21 protein-coding genes are annotated in these 15,814 nt (G+C 64.8%); 5 read left to right on the top strand and 16 right to left on the bottom strand.

The features are described 5' to 3' along the window. The first annotated feature begins 3 nt into the window (after positions 1 to 3). The 3 genes from QM782_RS01325 to QM782_RS01315 are packed head-to-tail and all read left to right on the top strand — an operon-like array spanning position 4 to position 2,806. The gene (locus tag QM782_RS01325; protein WP_415201139.1) at positions 4 to 1,509 is read left to right on the top strand and encodes an SRPBCC family protein; all 1,506 of its coding nucleotides are present in this window, start codon (positions 4 to 6) and stop codon (positions 1,507 to 1,509) included. Then, positions 1,506 to 2,567, top strand: a complete 1,062-nt coding sequence (locus QM782_RS01320) for a hypothetical protein (protein WP_415201138.1) — start codon at positions 1,506 to 1,508, stop codon at positions 2,565 to 2,567. Before QM782_RS01325 ends, QM782_RS01320 begins: the two co-directional genes overlap by 4 nt. Beyond that, on the top strand, positions 2,564 to 2,806 hold the full coding sequence (locus QM782_RS01315; RefSeq protein WP_415201137.1) for a hypothetical protein: 243 nt from the start codon (positions 2,564 to 2,566) through the stop codon (positions 2,804 to 2,806). Before QM782_RS01320 ends, QM782_RS01315 begins: the two co-directional genes overlap by 4 nt. 180 nt (positions 2,807 to 2,986) lie before the next feature. On the opposite strand, the gene QM782_RS01310 is transcribed toward QM782_RS01315, so the two are convergent. Continuing rightward, entirely contained in the window at positions 2,987 to 3,289 is a 303-nt protein-coding gene (locus QM782_RS01310; protein ID WP_415201136.1) for a BrnA antitoxin family protein, read from the bottom strand. Positions 3,290 to 3,558: 269 nt separating this feature from the next. Here QM782_RS01310 and QM782_RS01305 point away from each other — a divergent pair, with 269 nt between their 5' ends. Both QM782_RS01305 and QM782_RS01300 read left to right on the top strand, forming a co-directional pair. Beyond that, positions 3,559 to 3,810 carry a CopG family transcriptional regulator gene (locus QM782_RS01305; protein WP_415201135.1) on the top strand — a complete coding sequence of 84 codons (252 nt, stop codon included), beginning with the start codon at positions 3,559 to 3,561 and terminating at the stop codon, positions 3,808 to 3,810. Further along, positions 3,807 to 4,217: a type II toxin-antitoxin system VapC family toxin gene (locus QM782_RS01300; RefSeq protein ID WP_415201134.1), complete on the top strand. Its 411-nt coding sequence runs from the start codon at positions 3,807 to 3,809 to the stop codon at positions 4,215 to 4,217. The genes QM782_RS01305 and QM782_RS01300 overlap by 4 nt, the downstream gene beginning before the upstream one ends. A gap of 239 nt (positions 4,218 to 4,456) precedes the next feature. Here the strand turns inward: QM782_RS01300 and QM782_RS01295 are convergent, their stop codons facing one another. The 15 genes from QM782_RS01295 to QM782_RS01225 form a co-directional block, all read right to left on the bottom strand. Then, positions 4,457 to 4,831 (bottom strand): helix-turn-helix domain-containing protein, encoded by a 375-nt coding sequence (locus QM782_RS01295; protein WP_415201133.1) that lies wholly within the window; start codon positions 4,829 to 4,831, stop codon positions 4,457 to 4,459. Positions 4,832 to 4,938: 107 nt separating this feature from the next. Continuing rightward, the gene (locus tag QM782_RS01290) at positions 4,939 to 5,691 is read right to left on the bottom strand and encodes a transposase (RefSeq protein ID WP_415201132.1); all 753 of its coding nucleotides are present in this window, start codon (positions 5,689 to 5,691) and stop codon (positions 4,939 to 4,941) included. A gap of 134 nt (positions 5,692 to 5,825) precedes the next feature. Continuing rightward, positions 5,826 to 6,128: a BrnA antitoxin family protein gene (locus QM782_RS01285; RefSeq protein ID WP_415201131.1), complete on the bottom strand. Its 303-nt coding sequence runs from the start codon at positions 6,126 to 6,128 to the stop codon at positions 5,826 to 5,828. Then, the gene (locus QM782_RS01280; RefSeq protein WP_415201130.1) at positions 6,094 to 6,309 is read right to left on the bottom strand and encodes a BrnT family toxin; all 216 of its coding nucleotides are present in this window, start codon (positions 6,307 to 6,309) and stop codon (positions 6,094 to 6,096) included. Before QM782_RS01280 ends, QM782_RS01285 begins: the two co-directional genes overlap by 35 nt. 239 nt (positions 6,310 to 6,548) lie before the next feature. After that, positions 6,549 to 7,433, bottom strand: a complete 885-nt coding sequence (locus QM782_RS01275; RefSeq protein WP_415201129.1) for a type VI immunity family protein — start codon at positions 7,431 to 7,433, stop codon at positions 6,549 to 6,551. A 16-nt stretch (positions 7,434 to 7,449) separates the two neighbouring features. Next, positions 7,450 to 7,983: an SMI1/KNR4 family protein gene (locus tag QM782_RS01270; RefSeq protein ID WP_415201128.1), complete on the bottom strand. Its 534-nt coding sequence runs from the start codon at positions 7,981 to 7,983 to the stop codon at positions 7,450 to 7,452. A 20-nt stretch (positions 7,984 to 8,003) separates the two neighbouring features. Beyond that, positions 8,004 to 8,588, bottom strand: coding sequence for a hypothetical protein (locus tag QM782_RS01265; RefSeq protein WP_415201127.1), 585 nt, complete (start codon positions 8,586 to 8,588; stop codon positions 8,004 to 8,006). A gap of 7 nt (positions 8,589 to 8,595) precedes the next feature. Beyond that, positions 8,596 to 8,988: a DUF4150 domain-containing protein gene (locus QM782_RS01260; RefSeq protein WP_415201126.1), complete on the bottom strand. Its 393-nt coding sequence runs from the start codon at positions 8,986 to 8,988 to the stop codon at positions 8,596 to 8,598. 13 nt (positions 8,989 to 9,001) lie between these two features. Next, complete coding sequence (locus QM782_RS01255; protein WP_415201125.1) at positions 9,002 to 9,922, bottom strand: hypothetical protein; 921 nt, start codon at positions 9,920 to 9,922, stop codon at positions 9,002 to 9,004. Positions 9,923 to 10,023: 101 nt separating this feature from the next. After that, a complete protein-coding gene (locus tag QM782_RS01250) occupies positions 10,024 to 11,052 on the bottom strand; it encodes a DUF2169 family type VI secretion system accessory protein (RefSeq protein WP_415201124.1) in 1,029 nt (342 codons plus the stop codon). A gap of 7 nt (positions 11,053 to 11,059) precedes the next feature. Beyond that, complete coding sequence (locus QM782_RS01245) at positions 11,060 to 11,587, bottom strand: DUF6484 domain-containing protein (protein ID WP_415201123.1); 528 nt, start codon at positions 11,585 to 11,587, stop codon at positions 11,060 to 11,062. Positions 11,588 to 11,604: 17 nt separating this feature from the next. Continuing rightward, on the bottom strand, positions 11,605 to 13,884 hold the full coding sequence (locus QM782_RS01240) for a type VI secretion system Vgr family protein (protein WP_415201122.1): 2,280 nt from the start codon (positions 13,882 to 13,884) through the stop codon (positions 11,605 to 11,607). A 126-nt stretch (positions 13,885 to 14,010) separates the two neighbouring features. Continuing rightward, entirely contained in the window at positions 14,011 to 14,505 is a 495-nt protein-coding gene (locus QM782_RS01235; RefSeq protein WP_415201121.1) for a lysozyme inhibitor LprI family protein, read from the bottom strand. Between the two features lie 5 nt (positions 14,506 to 14,510). Next, the gene (locus QM782_RS01230; RefSeq protein WP_415201120.1) at positions 14,511 to 15,005 is read right to left on the bottom strand and encodes a hypothetical protein; all 495 of its coding nucleotides are present in this window, start codon (positions 15,003 to 15,005) and stop codon (positions 14,511 to 14,513) included. Next, positions 15,002 to 15,814, bottom strand: coding sequence for an N-acetylmuramidase family protein (locus QM782_RS01225; RefSeq protein WP_415201119.1), 813 nt, complete (start codon positions 15,812 to 15,814; stop codon positions 15,002 to 15,004). The genes QM782_RS01230 and QM782_RS01225 overlap by 4 nt, the downstream gene beginning before the upstream one ends.

Raw genomic sequence — 15,814 nt, 5'->3', positions numbered from 1 at the left:
TCCATGTCGGACCACATCGACGGGCCCCGAACGCTCAGCGATCCTCCCGCCGACATCTCGGACCTGTTCGCCTTCACGAGCCCGGAGGATCCGTCGCGCACCGTCGTGGCGCTGGACGTCTTCCCTGGCGCGGGCGCCGACGCCGTCTTCTCCAATGCGATCGACCATGCGATCGCGATTCGCCGGGTGACGGTCGCCGGCACGGGCGACGCGGCGAAGTTCCAGGCCGGCGACCAGGACCTCGTGCGCTTCTCGTGCCGCTTCGGCGGCCTCGAGCGGGCCGGCCCGGGTGCGAAGCCGGTGCAGCGGGGCACCTGCACGCTGCCGGACGGACGCACGCTCACGGTCACCGTCAACGACGAGAAGGGGACGGCGACCCCCGACGGCGTCTTCCGCATCTTCGCCGGCTTGCGGTCCGACCCGTTCTACCTGGCGGTGAACGTCGGGACCCTGCAGAAGCTGCCGAACCTGCTGCTGCACGACAACGTGCTGGCGATCGTGATCGAGTTCGACACGCGCCGTGTGCTCGATCCCGACAAGGGTTCGCTGTTCGGGGTCGTCGCGGAGACCGTGCCGCTGCCGCGCCCCGGCATTCCCGTCGGGCCCATACCGGCGCGCATCGACTGGATCGGCCGCCCCGAGCAGACGAACATCCGCCTCAACCCCATTGCGAAGGGCGGGCTCGACCTGCGCGACCTGTGGAACCAGCAGACGCCGTTCGCGATCGCGCCGGAGGTCGCGCCGCTCTTCCGGCAGCGGCTGAAAGAGAGCTTCGAGCGCTACGACATGATGGATGGACGCGCCGACTGGAGCCCGGCCGCCCTGGCCGCGAACGTCAACGTCTTCTTCGACGATTTCCTGCTCTTCGACGTGAGCAAGCCCATCACCGATGCGAGCCATCTGGAGATCGAGAAGAGCACGATCAACGGCCAGGCCTACAGGACCGGCGGCGGCCGCACCGTCGACGCGAACTGCATCGACATCCTGATGACGTGGCTGGTCAACAAGGACCGCGAGTTCCTGCAGGGCGGCGCGACCAGCGCGACCAAGCCCGGCATGCAGGTGTTTCCCTATCTCGCCACGCCCAACACGGAGCTGCAGGTGGTGGTCGAAAGCGTCGATCTGGCAGCGCCTCCCGGCCAGGTATGGGCGCTGCTCGGCCGGTTTGACGCCGCATGGCATCCGCTGGTCGCGCAGGTTCGGCTGGCGGGGTCGGGCGTCGGGCAGCTGCGCACCGTGGAGACCATCGACGGCAAGACCATCGTCGAGCGTCTCGAAGCCATGGATGACGCCAGGCGGTCCTACCGCTACGCCGGCATCTCCGGCGTGCCGGCTTCCGACTACACCGGCACGCTGACCGTCAGCCCCAAGGGCGCGGGCAGCACCGTCGAATGGCGTGCGCAGTTCCGGGCCAACGACCAGGCCACGCTCATCGTCCGGCTGATGGTGGCCACGCTGCTGAAGGTCGGGGTCGACAGCCTGCCGTCACGCTTCGGAGCGATGGAGTGATCGAGGCCGTGGCGCTCGACGGCGGTCGTTTCGCGGTGACCGACGCGGAAATCGCCGTCGTCAACCTGCAGAACGCGCGGCGCCGCTCCTGGGACCGGTTCGCGCGCGACCCGCTGCGCGCAGGCTCTGCCGAGCGCATCGTCGAGGAGGAGCAGCTCACGCTGCAGTTCACCGGCGACGTCACGGCACTCGACCGGCTCGAGGCGCTCGCGCAGACGCTTGCGCTGTGCGATCCGGCGTCGGCGCGCACGGCGCTGGTCCAGGCCCAGATCGCGTCGGCGGCGCACCGCTTCGCCGACGCGCGGCGCCATCTCGCGCAGGCTCGGCGGCACGGTGCACCGGCGGATGAGATCGAGCGCCAGGCGCTGGCCGTCGACCAGGCCTGCGGCGCGCGGCTGGCGTCGGCGCTGGCCGCGCGGCGCCGCAGGGCCGTGGCCAGCGGCCGCCTCGAGGACCTGGTCCCGCTCGGCGCCTTGCTGGCGGACATGGACCGTTTCGACGAAGCCGATGAGGTCTATCGGCGGGCGCTCGCCGCTTACGACGATGTGTCGCCGTTTCCGCTGGCCTGGACCTGTTTTCAGCTCGGCATGCTGTGGGGCGAACTGGTGCCGGAGCCCGACCCGCCGCGCGCCGCTTGCTGGTATCGCCACGCGCTCGAGTACCTGCCCGGGTATGTGAAGGCGCGCGTGCATCTGGCCGAGATCGTCGCGGAAGACGGCGACCTCACACAAGCGCAAGTGCTGCTGGAGCCCGCCGTGGAAAGCGGCGACCCTGAAGTCGCCTGGCGACTCGCCGATGTGCTCGCGCTGCAGGGCAGGGCCGAGGAGGCCGCTGCGCAGCTCTGCGCCGCGCGCGCCGGCTTCGAGGCGCTGCTCGCCCGCCATCCACTGGCCTTCGCCGACCACGCCGCGGAGTTCCATGCCGGCAGCGGCGGCAACCTTGCGCGCGCGCTGGAGCTTGCGCGCGCCAACGCCGCCAACCGGCCGACGCGGCGCGCCGTCGCGCAGGCGGACTCGCTGGCCTCGCTGCTCGCGATGGCGCAAGGTGCCCCCACATGAAGACGACGCGCCGAACATTCCTGCTCGAGACCGGTGCCTTCGTCGCCGGGCCGGCACTGGCCGATCTTCCGGCGCCGGAGGTCGACCCCGCGCACGCATTTGCGGCAACGGCCGTGCCGGATGTCGAGCGTCCGGGCGAGCCCGTCTTCAAGATCGACGGATGGAGCGTGCGCGAGCCGGGTGCATGCGACGAGATCTGGCTCACGCTCGGTCGCTCGTGGCGCGGCGCCTGGCGTTGAGCCGTCCGCCCACGGCCGCCACGCCCCGGCTGACCGTCAACGCAGTGCCCCCGCGTGTCAGCCATGCTTCGACTCGGCGGTCGTCGTCGCTCAGGTAGATGGCGTCGCGGCGGTCGTGGCAGGAAGTGACCCGGGGGGCGGCGCCGGCAGGCGCGATGCGGAGGAGCGGGACATGGGGTATCAGAGGCGCCGTAGTTCCTCGCGGATCGTCTTGCGGATCACGCTTTCGAGGCTCTCGGCCTGGATGGCCTGCTTCAGCGCTTCGTTGATCAGCGTCTGGTAACCCCGGTCGCCGGCTTTCGCCTTGAAGTGCTCGATCACAGCGCCGTCGAGGAAGATGTTCACACGCTGCTTGTTGGGTAGCACGACCCCTGCGGCGTTGCGCTTGCGCAGCACCAGCGTGCCGGCAGCGATGTCCGCTTGCCGCAGGGGCGCGTCCTCGCGCGCTTCAGCTGAGGTTTTCGCGGCAGATGCCTTGCTCATGTCATCCGCTTTGCGCATCGAGATGGATGCGAATGTGGTCCTCGGACTCCGCCGTCACGATCACGACGAGCATGTCGCCCAGTGGCCCCAGCGTCACGCATCGCTCCTCGCCGTAGTCGAAGCGGCGGACCTAGAACCTGACCCCGACTCCCGTGGCGTGGTGCGCCGTACGACGATGGGCAATGCCCGAAGGTCATGCGTCGCAGCACCCGTTGACGGCATCTCGACGATCTGGGTAATATCACCAGGCAATCGGTAATACGCCTGCTATGAACACGCTGACCATCAAGATCCCGCCTGCGCTGGAAGAACAGTTGCTGGAGGCGGCGCAACGCGCCCATCTGAGCAAGTCTGAACTGGTGCGCCGGGCGCTGGCGGCCTACGTTGCACGCCCGGCGGATGCGGTGCAGCCGTTCGTCTCGGCGCTGGACAAGGCCGGTGACCTGGTCGGCTGTTTCGAAGGTGGCCCGTCTGACCTGGCCTCGAACCCCCGGCATCTGGACGGGTTCGGCCAGACGTGACCACCCTGCTGCTCGACACCGGCCCCTGGGTGGCGCTGCATTGCCGCAACGACGGCCACCATGCCTGGGCCAAGGCGCAGTTCGCCCAGCACCCCGGCCCCTTTCTGACCTGCGAAGCCGTGGTCGCCGAGACCTGCTTCCTGCTGGCGCGCGCCGGCTTCGACCCCGCCGTGGCACTGGCCCTGATCGAACGTGGCGCCGTTCGCATCGGCATGGCGCTGGGCGAGGAATTGGGGGCGGTCAAGGCATTGTTTGAGCGCTACGAGAACGTTCCGGCCTCGCTGGCCGATGCCTGCCTGGTGCGCATGTCGGAGCTCTACGACCCCTGCCGCGTGCTGACGCTGGATGGCGATTTCCACATCTACCGGCGGCATGGGCGCAAGGTGATCCCGGTGATCCGGCCGTGAAATCGGCCTGGACGCGCTCGCGACTCGCCCCCTCCGGCTTGACATTTCGCTCCTTGCAGTAGGCCAGGTAGTCGCCAACTGCCGACTCGAACCGTGGACTGCGGCGCAGATCAGCGTCTGGTAGCCCCGGTCGCCGGCCTTTGCCTTGAAGTGCTCGATCACGGCGCCGTCGAGGAACATGTTCACGCGCTGCTTGTTGGACATGTGGTTCCTCGACCCGAGTTGGCTCTAGATGTCTCTCATGCCGCCACGGGTTCGGGCTGGCCCACCAGGCTTTCGGCCGGGATGCCCAGCGTCATCAGGCGCCGGATCATCGGCATGGTCAGGGGACGCTTGCCATTGAGGATCTCGGAAACCCGGGCGCGCGTGCCGATGTAGGGCACCAGGTCGGCCGGCGTCATGCCGGTGTTGTCCATGTGGAACTTGATGGCCGCCACCGGGGTAGGTGGCCGCATGGGGTAATGCTCGTCCTCGTAGGCTTCGACCAGCAGCGACAGCACTTCCAGGCGGTCGCCTTCGGGCGTGTCGCGACGGGGGGCCAGGTCGACCAGTCTGGAGACTTCGGCCAGCATGGCCTTGTAGTCGGCCTGGGTGCGGATGGGGCGGACTTCCATGTTCACTCCTTGCTCTGGTCCACGGTGGTGGCATCCACCTTGTCGCAAATTGAGAACTGCGTCAGCAGATCTCGACGCCCGCGCGGGGACAGGATCACGATCGCTGTTCATGGCTTGCGTTCCGCGGCAGCCACGATGCGGCTGACCATGGAGACGGACAACCCCGCCTGCGCCGCCAGCGCGGACATCGTCATGCCATGCTGCCGATAGCCCAGCACCAACGCCCGGTTGCGATGGCCTTGGCTCTGTGCCAACAGCGTCGCCCAGTCCACGGGGCGCTGAGCCTGGCGCTGCACTTGAGGCGTTTCGGCGCTGCCCAGCCGAGGCGGTTCGGCCCGGGCCCGCATGCGCTGCGCAAAGTCCTCATCGCCCAGGAACACCTGCCCGTGAACGGCGCGTTCCCAGAAGCCGGCGTCATCGTGTCTTGCCTGCACCACGAGGCGGGCGTAGTGCTCGGTGGCCAGCGCGCGGTCTTTCGGGGTGGCGACCGGGCGGCCGAGCAGGTGGCCATGCAGGCCGTCACTGTCCAGCCACGGCGGCGTGGGCGCCAAGCCGATGTGGGCGCGGCAGCTGGACCAGGGCCAGTCGCAGGCCTGTTGCACCAGGCCTGCGGCCACAGGATTGCGCTCCACGTAGCGGCACAGCGCCAGGAGGTAGGTGTCGGTGTCGACCAGGATGGCCTTGAAGCGCCCTTGCAGCAGATGGCCCACCAGGCCATGCCGGCGGTTGAACGCTTGCGTATAGACGCCATTCACATGGCGCATCAGCCGCGACAGGTTGGCCTGCCGCGTGTGCAGCACCAGGTGATAGTGGTTGCCCATCTGGCAATACGCCAGCGCCTGGGCATCGAAGCGGTCCATCGCTTGCGCGATGACGTCCAGCTGCGCGACGCGGTCGTCGTCGCCCGGTAGATGGCTTCGCGGCGGTCACCGCGGGAGGTGACGTGGTAGACCGCGCCCGGGAACTCGATGCGCAGGGGGCGGGACATGACGCATCAGGGGCGCCGCAGTTCTTCGCGGATCGTCTTGCGGATCACGCTTTCGAGGCTCTCGGCCTGGATGGCTTGCTTCAGCGCTTCGTTGATCAGCGTCTGGTAGCCCCGGTCTCCGGCCTTCGCCTTGAAGTGCTCGATCACAGCGCCGTCGAGGAAGATGTTCACACGCTGCTTGTTGGGCAGCACGACTCCTGTGGCGTTGCGCTTGCGCAGCACCAGCTTGCCGGCAGCGATGTCTGCTCGCCGCAGGGGCGCGTCCTCGCGCGTTTCAGCCGAGGTTTTCGCGGCAGAAGCCTTGCTCATGTCGATCTGCCTTGCGCATTGAGATGATGCGAATGTGGTCCTCGGTTTCCGCCGTCACGATCACGACGAGCATGTCGCCCAGCGACCCCAGCGTCACGAATCGTTCCTCGCCGTAGTCGAAGCGGCGGTCCTCGAAGGCGACCGTCTGGCCCGACTCGATCACCTGCTGAGCGTCGGCCAAGTCGGAGGCCGTGCTTCCTGAGGTTGCTCGCTTGCTTGGCAGGGTCGAAGCTGTAGCGCATGGTGTGAGTGTGTGTATAAATATACTCACAGTCAAGCTGACAAGGAGAAGGGATGTTGGGGATTTTCGAGCAAGGTAATGCAAGGCAATGCAAAATTCAAGACCCGACCCCATCTCACATCTCCATCTCACGTGATGGGCCGATTAAGTGCGAGGAATATCAGTGTTGATCTGCTTTGTCACCACCGCGCTGGATCGAGCAAGCGGTAGAGCCAAGCTTCGGTTGCCTGCTCTCGGCCGAAACGGCCGGCGAACTCGGGGTGGTGCTGCAGCTTCAGCGGCCGCAACACCTTTTCCATAACGGCATACAGGTATGGAAAGTCACGCCGATTGCGATCGCCCAGTACTGGCTTGACCCCGGCGCGGAACAGCCCGGCGTACTGGAGCCGCTCATAGGTCACACCCTCCGGCAATTCGTGTGCTCGGTCGGGGTGATCCATCAACTGCGCCCAGAGATTGTGGCCTACCAAGGTGAGCCAGTTCGCGCCCTTGATAGCGTCGCGCATCAACGGTAAGGTCAGATTCAGGTCTTCCACCTCTACGCCTAGATAACGTTTAGCCCAAGCATAAATCTGGTCGAAGGCTGCGTTTTTAAGCCGCGCGTCGAACTGCACCGTATATCCGGCATGCCCGGACAAGAGCGGTAGCTCGTCCGCCAATCCGCGCGCCAGCCCATACAACACCTCGCAGTCAGTGTCTTCGGGTAGTTGGATCTGGCAAAAGGAAGCTGTGTCCGCCCCCAGCTTAGGATCCAGCCAACCCTGGATCCAGAACATCCAGTGCTCGGCCGGTTTACCGTCCCAGATCACAATGCCTTCGTCGTGGCGGCGATCCTGCATGCTCAGGCTGCGATGCACGTGACTGAGGTCGTCGGCGTCCAGCGGCAGGTACAACGGTGTCCTGACGGTCGTGATCAGGTGCCGGCAATCGGGTGGACAGTGATTCCGATAAACCGAGTAGGCGCGCATGACCTCGTCCCGGGTAGGCGCCTGCGGCAGATATAACGTGATACCGAAGGTGACGCGACATAGCACGTCACCCTTATAAAGTCGCTCCAGCAACATGCAGTGCCTTCTCGCTTTAACGCAGCTTTGCCCGCTCCTTTGCGATGCGGCGCTGGAGCAGTTCGACGTGATGCTCCAGATAGGCCATGAAGCTCGGGGAACGGTGATACTCGCGTGCGCGCGGGTCCCACCGAACTACGTCGGCTGTGCCGTCCGGTCTTTGCGTGGCCGGGTCGATATAGGCAATATCTGACCCGGAAATCGACGCGTTGATGATGAAACCGCGTAGGGCTGGATCGTCGTTCTCCTCTTGAATAGACCTAGTATCGGCAATGGAATCCGCCATAGCCCCAGGCGTCATCTGCTCGGCAGCTAGGATATCGTTCTCGCCAACGAATTCATGCCAACCATTATGCAGCTCGAGAAAAGCGCGATAGTCGGGTGGCAGCGGGAACCCTGCCACACGTTCGATCTGCGCTATCTGCTCGGGCGTGGCTGGACGGCTCAGTTCGTGAGGATCATCCCAATCCTGCAAATGACCTAACTCGTCAGTCAGCTCGCAGATGCGCGCGATTATCGACTTAAGCCGTTCCTTCAATTCGTCATTCATGGGATCAACTTCCTTCGCGATCATGAAATGATCTTACTGTCCGAGGTCTTCGGAGGCGCGCAGTAGGTCGCCTCCGCTGGACAACAGTCTGCCGAGACGCTTTGCTTCTTGGAGGCATCGTAGCTTTTGCCCACTGTAGCTGTGATGTTCTGGACGGACTTATTAACGCTGGGATCGAGCCAACGCAGATTACGTACATTGGTCGGATCTCCTCCGGCTTGGATTTCGTGAATATGGTCTGGCTCACCCATCTCCGCCGTCATCGTATAATTATTACTCTTTGCCTTGGCGTGCGCGCAGTCGGCATAGTACTGCTTCTTGATCGCTTCTTCATCGTGGGCGGCGAACACACCCGCAGCGGCGGCTTGGTTCCAACACCGGCGGTATTTCTTTGCAGCATCATTCCCCTCATCGCGTCGTTCATCGTAGTTATCAGGACGTTCTTCGAAAGTTTTGCGTTGCACCTGATCATCAACCTCGTCGATCTTTGCACAGTACTGCTCCAACTGACAACAATCCCAGTCCTTCTTTTTCGTTGAATTGACGTTACATTCGACAACAATTACCTCTGTTCCCGGAGTTGGTCCCTGAGCATTGGTTGCCATGCCGCACCTATAGGGTATTATCGTGATTGTGGGTCATTTTATCCCACAAACGGCAGGCATTCTGACCTTCAAACTTCACGTCGAAGGAATAGGAGATCCACTTAGCCTCCTTCATATTGACGCCCGATTTGACTCCCCCGGCCACGCCCGCTTCGTCTCCGTTGCTGCGCGAGTATTCCGATCCCTTGATGGCGGCGGACTGGCCATCGGTTTTGACAGTAGTAGTGCCGTTGGCCAAGCTGCTGGACATCGCAATGTTGGGGTAAGGCACTGGCACTGGTCCGCCCGGACTTGGCGTCTTACAGACATCCGGCGCCATGGCGGTGGAGATGCCGTTGCTGCCCTTGTGGGCAACACTTAGCGCAGGCCGAATGGCATTAATACCCACGGTCAGGGGCATGGCAGGCTTCCTGTTACTGCACCACACCGATCAGGGCTGCGGCCCGATGCGGCCCGTCGGAACTGGTCCATACGAGAAGGTGGTGGCCTCTGAGCCAGCGGCATTTAGCCGCTTGCCAAGCCAGCGCGAGCAGTTGGGCGCCAGTGGCGGCGCCCACGTCGCCCCAGCAGTCGGCCGGCGTGAGCGCAGCGGTTGCATCAACGAAGCTGCCGCTGGTACGAACTACTGCGAAGCCATACTCATCTGCGCGGTCCCACTCTCCGTTGAAGTCGCAAAAGACGTCGTCGACTAAAGCTGTGTCGGGTAGATAACCGATTGCATCCTGTATTGCTGTCGTGAGCCCCCATCCAAGGCAAGGCTCCTCGCCTCGACGCGGCACGGTCTCTGATGCCACGCCGGACCCAAGCACCTCTAACGTAGTGTCAGAAGATAGCGTACGCGATGTGTTGAGTACCACACAGAAACCTGCCCCTTCACCCGGGATGAATCCGTAAGGATTAGCCGCGTTGTGCAACCGGTCCTCTGCCTCCAGCCACTCCAGCGTTTCGGGCTCCAGCCACGAGTCCATGCCACCGAAGAGTGCCCAGCCTCCATATTTCTGCGATAACGCGCCACAGGCCTCGCGTAGCGCCACTAGACCGCCGGAGTGCCCAGCTTCAACCAGCGTCAGAGCGGGCTTGTACCCGGAGCGCACGATTTCGCGCACTACAGCATCGACCGCTCGCTCAATCGAGTGACGGTTCAGCCCCGGCCGCGCACTCGGCACAGCAAGAAATACTGGCACAGTACCGGAGGCCGATCGCTCCACATACCCCTCAATTGCCTCTAGCACCGCTTTGCTGGCGAGCATAGCCATTCGCTGTGCTGCGTCGGCACCATCGTCAATTCCTGGCATCTGTGCCACGACAACTCTGTCACCGGCGGAGTCAACCATCCAATCATGAACATTGAAGGCGCTCAGTCCGGCCCGCACTGCTGCCGCGCTGCTTCGCGCGCATAGGCCGAGGGCCGTACAGACCCCAACCGAAGCGATTCTCATGCGCCCGCCCTTCTTCGCATCTGCGCACCCAATCCGACGCGGGGTTTCTCGCGGACATGAATGCGGCGGATACGCGTCGCACGGCCATGGCAGCGCAAAGTGCTGACCCACGTCATCTCGACACGGCGCTCATCCGGCACCAATACAAGTGTGTGGAGTTGGGCACGATGCCCTTCAACATCCAAACCGATGGTAGTGTTCAAAGTTAGCCAAACCTTGGGTATTACGAACCGCAGTGAGCCGTCCGGCGTGAGATTCTCCAGGTACGCCGGTTCGCCGCCGATCAAATGCTGTCGTGGTTGCTGATCGGACGGTGCTGCGTTGTAGAAGCGCGGATCGAAATCTTCGGGTGGAAGTGGGAAACGCTTGCTGCGCCAAGCTTCATTGTGTGTTCCTGCCAACTCCACACGCGGCGACCAATGTCGCGAGATTGCGCCCAACCCAGCCGGAGCTTGGCGACCGTCTTCAGGCTCTATGTTGGGCAAGGGGTCGCCTTCTCTACGAAGCTCTGCAGCCTTGAATCCGCGGCCGATTGGATTGCGAGGGTCGCATGACCAGATGCCATCGGCCCTTGCAGCACCGGCGCTGCCACCGAAGGCTCGCTCGTACAAGAGAGGCACACGCTCGAACGGCAGCGGCGCGGACGCACTCCAACGTAGCGCGCTGCGCTCCCAGTGGCGATCTCCCCAGACTCGCAGCCGCTTTGCGATTGGCCCAACTTCCATCGTCACCATGGTTGACGTGCGGCGAGGTGCGCCCGCGTAGGCATGACCCGATACCAAAACATCGGTGGTCGGCTTGTGCAACACGAAGTCGGTATCGCGCAACAGACTAGAGCAGGCCGGGACGCCAGCGTATTGCGGCACCTGAACAATCGGCGTCTGCTCGCAATCAGGGCAGCATTGCCCGTCGGCGCGAATAACGAAGCTTCCCTTTGTCACCACCGCCAACGTCTCAGCACCGCTGGCGTCACGCAGCAACTGCGCCTCGACAGCATAGGGCGTGGTATTGGCAATGGTCCACATGGGAAGCTCAGTTCAGTTGTACCGACCCGCCCTTGACGCGGTTCACGCCGGTCGAGCGCGACAGCAGGTACGAGCCTTCGATCAGCACCTTGCCCGCCTTCGTCAGCGTGATGCTGGCCTTGCCGCAGCGCAGGACGAGTTGTTCCCTGGCGCTGACGACCAAACGCTGCCCGTCGGCATCGACCTGCACCGTGTCCGGCTTCTGGTCGGCCGGCCAGCCGGCGGCGCCGCGCAGCACGCCGATGACGATGGGCCGGCTGGGGTCGCCCGCTTCGTGCACCAGCAGCACGTCCTGCCCAATATGGGCACCGTGCAGGTCCACCGTGCTGCGCGCCGGCATGGCCGCTTGATCGTCGCCGCAGCTCACCAGCGGCGTGCGGCCCTCGTCGGTCAAGGCCAGCAGGCGGCCGACCACGACGCCCGGCAGCGGCACGCTGGGCATTGGGTTCGCGCTGCCGCGCAGCAACGGCGGCAGCAGGCTGGCCTCGTCCTCTTCGGGCACTGTCGCCGATGCCGGCAGGTCGTTCGGATGCATGCGCCGCTCCCCTTGCATCAGTTCTGCAGGATCTTCGATCCCTTGACAACCACGTCGCCCGACGCCTTGACGTTGATCTTGCCCGAGCCGTCGATCGTGATGTCCTTGCCCTTGATCTGGATCGTGCCGTCCTTCTTCATCGTCAGGCTGGCGCTGCCAGTCTTCAGCGTGATCGAGTCGCCGGCGTCGACGACCAAGTCCTTGCCCACCTTCAGGCTGTCGCCCTCGCCCACGCTGGTGCTGCGCGCCTTGGCCACGCTGGTGCTCTGCGCGCCGCCCACCTGCACGCTGCGGTCCGCAGCCACGTCGGTGCTCTGCTTCGCGCCCACGCTGGTGGATTGGTTCGCACCCACCGTGATGGTCTGCATCGCGCCCACGGCCACCACCTGCGCGGCGCCGATGGCAATCTCCTGCGCCGCGCCGATGGCGATGGTCTCGTTCACGCCCACCGAGTGCGTGCGCTGCAGCGCCACGGTGGCTGTCTCGCTGGCGCCGACCGTGATCGTGCGGTTCGAGCCGATGCTGATGGTCTCGTTGGCACCCACGGTCTCGGTGCGGTTGGCGCCGATGCTGATGGTTTCGTTGCTGCCCACGTCTTCGGTGCGGTTGACGCCGATGCTGATCTTCTCGTTGTTGCCCACGCTTTCCGTGCGGTCCACGCCGATGGTGATGGTCTCGTTGTGGTCCACCGTCTCGGTGCGGTCGTGCTTGACGCGCACGGTCTCGTCGTTGTCGATGGTCTTGCTGCGGTCGTGGCCCACCCAGTGGGTCTCGTCGTTCTCGACCTCGATGTCCTGGTTCTTCTCGGCGTGCAGCCACACCTGCTCGGCACCCTTCTTGTCCTCGAAGCGCAGCGCGTTGGCGTTGCCGTAGGCGCCGCCCTTGGACGAGCGCGACAGCACGCCGCTTTGCGTGGCGTTCGCCGGCAGCTCCCAGGGCGGCATCTGCTGGGCGTTGTAGACGCGGCCGGTGATCAGCGGCTGGTCGGGGTCGCCTTCCAGGAAGTCGACCACCACCTCCTGCCCGATGCGCGGCACGTGCATGAAGCCGAACTGCTGGCCGGCCCAGGGCTGCGACACGCGCACCCAGCACGAGCTCTTGCCGTCCTTCTGGCCCTGGCGGTCCCAGTGGAACTGCACCTTCACGCGGCCGTACTTGTCGGTGAACAGTTCCTCGCCCGACGGCCCCGTCACCACCGCGGTCTGCGGCCCCTGCACGAAGGGCTTGGGCGTGCGCCGCGGCGGGCGGAACTGTTGATCCGTAGGAATGGCCGAGAACTCGCACTGCCAGCTGCCGGCGCTGCCGCCGGTTTCATAACTGTCGTTGCGCGCGTGCACGGTGGTGCGCGTCACCAGGTATTCGGCGTTCTGGTTGTCGCACGGGTGGCGTTCCAGCGCCAGCAGGTGGCCGGTGGCTATGCCGTGCGCGTTGGTGCTGCCTTGCGCAGTCTCGTGGCGGGTCTGCTGTTCGTCCAGCCGGTCTTCGGCCCACTGCGTGCCGTCGGCCGCCTGCACGTAATCGCCTTGCCAGTCGTACTGTTCCAGCGCGCCGATCTTGTAGGGGGGCGATTTCTGCGCCTTCACTTCCAGCAGCGCCGAAGGCCGCTCGAAGTCGTAGCTGCGCAGCAGCGTGTGGTCGGTTTCCACGCTGCTGCCGAACTGCCAGCCCGAGACGCATTCGGTGTCCGGCGGCGCCTGGCCGGCGTCCTCGTAGTAGGGCAAGGCGGCGCAGCCCGGCGCGGCGTCGTGCACGCTCTTCGAATCGACCAGCACCAGCTTGTGCTGGCCGTCGCCGTGCTCCAGGTACCAGTAGATGCCCTCGTGCTCCAGCAGCCGGGCGACGAAGTTGTAGTCGCTCTCACGGTACTGCACGCAGTAGACCCACTTGCGGTAGCTGCGGAACAGCTTGAACTCGAAGCTGGCGCCGGCATGGTCCTCGAACACCTTCTTCACGATGTCGGGCACGCTCAGGTCCTGGAAGATGCGGCAGTCGGTGGTGCGCGTCAGGAACCACAGCCAGGGCCGCACGCTGGCCTGGTAGCCGTAGTAGCGGCCGCTGCGCGCGCCGATGGAAAAACGCGTCACGTAGCCGTGGAAGTAGCGCTTGGCGTCCTCGCGCAGCTGCACCGTCACGCCCATGGTCTTGCCCAGCAGGTCTTCGGGCTTCAGGTCTGACCGTGCGCTGACCAGCGCCAGCTGCATCTCGCCCAGCACGCTCAGGCCTTCGGCGCAGCTCATGGACTCGAACAGCAAGTCCTCGGGCGGCAGCGGGGAGGTGAGCGTGAACTGGGCCGGCATGGTGGGGGCGTGTTGCAGGGCAACGGTACGGGCCGCCGGCGGGGCCGCCAAGCGACCAAAGTCATCACGCAGGATGGACCGACTGACGCAGTGGGCCGGGCCGGCCCGCCCGGCGCCGGGCCACAGCTACTTGCCCCGCACCGGCCTCGCCGGGTAGTTCTGCAAGTACGCCAGCAGCGTCGACACCCGCTGCTTGACGAGGCGGTGGCGGTAGTCCGCACGCGACAGCGCAAACGAACTGCCGAAGTTCTGCGGCGTCCAGTTCCGGTCGATGAAGCGCAGTTCGGCGTCGCGAAACCGCAGCCACTCGCGCTGTGCCTGCACCAGCGCCTGCCGCGTGTCCGGCGCGTCCATCCGCGCCAGCAGGTCCTGGTAGGCCCGGTTCAGTTCAGCGTCCAGGAATGTCGAATACGCCGAGGCGGCTGCGGTCGTCTCGCTGGCGCTCGATGCCTGGGACAGCCGTTCCTCGTACGGCCGGGCACGCTCCAGGAACGCGGCGTTGTAGTCCGGCGCATCGGGGTTGTCGATGGCGTGGGCGGCTGTCCAGCACGACAGCGCCGCGGCAATCAGGATGCGGCGGCGCGTCGGCAGCAGCCCCAACGGTGTCACTTCAAACGGCAAGGCGCCTACTTGCACGTGCCGAGATTCAACGCGCTGTCAGCATCGCACGGCAGCAGGTTCTTGAGCGCACCGAGTCGTCCGGTGATGGGGCTGGTGCAGGCGATCTCGCGTTCTTTGGTATCGGTGCTTGTGATGCGCACACCGGCGCGGCGCTGGCCGTTTTCGTGGTAGTCGAAGACCGTGTATTCAGTGCCTTGGTGGTCGAAGCGGACCTCGACCCGATCGGTCTGGTAGCGACCGTACTCCGAGTACAGCATGGGCCCGGCTTGGGGCTGCGTGCTGGGTGGGTATTGCAGCTCGATGGCGCCGATGCGACCGAACCGGTAGAGAACCGATTTGTCAGCGGCGCTGCACAACGCCAGTACACGGCCGCGCGCTGTCGCACAAGAGAAGGCCGTTTCCGCCGGAGCGCAATGGGTCGGTTGGGCGTCATGTCCAGTTGCTGTCCTGCCGCAGAGCGCAAGGCACAAAAAAACGGTCACGCAGGCAATCGGCTTCATGGCAGCCTTGATGGATTGACCGGGGCAGCGGCAGGTTGGCCTACAGGCTGCACCGCTTTGGGCGCAAGTCGTTCGTAGGCGTTCTTGAGCTTGTCGTCATACAGGTTCTTCCGGTATCCCTTGCCGTTGTACGCCCTGGCGAAGCCGGCCCAGTCCTTTTTCTGCAACGCCTTCACCATCGCCGGGTTGTTGCTCACGAATCGGGCAAACGCCTTCAAGTGTTCGGCTTCGGATCGTGTCATGGCCAGCACGAACTGGCGAACGGATGTGAAGCCTGCAGCATGGTAGTTGCTGCCCATGATCTGGAAGCGCCCCCACGACGCCGAACTCAGAGCCGCATCGGCATCCAGGGCGAAAGCTTCCTCTAGTTTGTCGTACTGCGCCGAGAACTTGCCATAGCCGCCGGCCAATTTCGCCGAGATGGTGGCATGGCTCTGGTCGTATCGGCCACCGGTGAGACGATGAAAGTAGTGGCGCTCGAACAGGATGCGGGGCCGACCGAGCGTGTCGAAAGCCTTACCGGAGGTTTCCACTTCTGCCACAGCCTGGATCGTTGCGACGTCGACGCCAAGTGTTTTCGCTGCCGCGGCGTAGTCGTCGTCTGTCAGGCCGACCAATGGGTTCAGGCAACTGCGAAACAGCATGCCGAGATCGGCCTGCGCGATTTCGCGGCGTACAGCCGCAGACCATGAGGCATCCAGGCAAACCGGCCCTGGCGTTGGCGTCGACCACAGCGCCGACGTGCCGTCCCGTATGGACCAGGTCAGGTCCTCGACGCACACGGGACCTGGAATGCGAAAGCCGCTCAT

The sequence above is a fragment of the Pseudorhodoferax sp. genome, assembly GCF_047601025.1.
Taxonomy (GTDB): Bacteria; Pseudomonadota; Gammaproteobacteria; order Burkholderiales; family Burkholderiaceae_C; genus Pseudorhodoferax.
The sequence above is the reverse complement of the archived record's forward strand: the minus strand, read 5'-3'. Positions and strand labels throughout refer to the sequence as shown.

Coding starts and splice junctions, on each gene's coding strand:
- QM782_RS01325 (WP_415201139.1), top strand. CDS start 4: ATGTCGGACCACATCGACGGGCCCCGAACGCTCAGCGATCCTCCCGCC.
- QM782_RS01315 (WP_415201137.1), top strand. CDS start 2,564: ATGAAGACGACGCGCCGAACATTCCTGCTCGAGACCGGTGCCTTCGTC.
- QM782_RS01310 (WP_415201136.1), bottom strand. CDS start 3,289: ATGAGCAAGGCATCTGCCGCGAAAACCTCAGCTGAAGCGCGCGAGGAC.
- QM782_RS01305 (WP_415201135.1), top strand. CDS start 3,559: ATGAACACGCTGACCATCAAGATCCCGCCTGCGCTGGAAGAACAGTTG.
- QM782_RS01295 (WP_415201133.1), bottom strand. CDS start 4,831: ATGGAAGTCCGCCCCATCCGCACCCAGGCCGACTACAAGGCCATGCTG.
- QM782_RS01290 (WP_415201132.1), bottom strand. CDS start 5,691: ATGGACCGCTTCGATGCCCAGGCGCTGGCGTATTGCCAGATGGGCAAC.
- QM782_RS01285 (WP_415201131.1), bottom strand. CDS start 6,128: ATGAGCAAGGCTTCTGCCGCGAAAACCTCGGCTGAAACGCGCGAGGAC.
- QM782_RS01275 (WP_415201129.1), bottom strand. CDS start 7,433: ATGTTGCTGGAGCGACTTTATAAGGGTGACGTGCTATGTCGCGTCACC.
- QM782_RS01270 (WP_415201128.1), bottom strand. CDS start 7,983: ATGAATGACGAATTGAAGGAACGGCTTAAGTCGATAATCGCGCGCATC.
- QM782_RS01265 (WP_415201127.1), bottom strand. CDS start 8,588: ATGGCAACCAATGCTCAGGGACCAACTCCGGGAACAGAGGTAATTGTT.
- QM782_RS01260 (WP_415201126.1), bottom strand. CDS start 8,988: ATGCCCCTGACCGTGGGTATTAATGCCATTCGGCCTGCGCTAAGTGTT.
- QM782_RS01255 (WP_415201125.1), bottom strand. CDS start 9,922: ATGGTTGACTCCGCCGGTGACAGAGTTGTCGTGGCACAGATGCCAGGA.
- QM782_RS01250 (WP_415201124.1), bottom strand. CDS start 11,052: ATGTGGACCATTGCCAATACCACGCCCTATGCTGTCGAGGCGCAGTTG.
- QM782_RS01245 (WP_415201123.1), bottom strand. CDS start 11,587: ATGCATCCGAACGACCTGCCGGCATCGGCGACAGTGCCCGAAGAGGAC.
- QM782_RS01240 (WP_415201122.1), bottom strand. CDS start 13,884: ATGCCGGCCCAGTTCACGCTCACCTCCCCGCTGCCGCCCGAGGACTTG.
- QM782_RS01230 (WP_415201120.1), bottom strand. CDS start 15,005: ATGAAGCCGATTGCCTGCGTGACCGTTTTTTTGTGCCTTGCGCTCTGC.
- QM782_RS01225 (WP_415201119.1), bottom strand. CDS start 15,814: ATGAGCGGCTTTCGCATTCCAGGTCCCGTGTGCGTCGAGGACCTGACC.